Consider the following 263-nt stretch of genomic DNA (forward strand, 5'->3'; position numbering starts at 1 on the left):
CTTCGGATACATCCAGTTTGGCTGCCAGCGCGGCGGTGGTGATTTTTTCACCACGCGGTGTTTGCAGCATGCCTGCCAGGGTTTCCAGAATTTGCTGTTTGCGGTTTGCGCGTGCTTCTTTATTGATGGTTGCCATTGTGATTTCCAGAACCGAACCCAAGTGAGTGTTGTTATTTTGACGGCTATTTTAACCGCATTCTCTCAGCGCGGAAATGCATGCGCTGCTTTTTTTAACGGGCTGTGAGTGAGTGCCAACACATGCG

The sequence above is a fragment of the Candidatus Kosakonia sp. 282A-S69 genome, assembly GCF_029433855.1.
GTDB lineage: Bacteria > Pseudomonadota > Gammaproteobacteria > Enterobacterales > Enterobacteriaceae > Kosakonia > Kosakonia cowanii_A.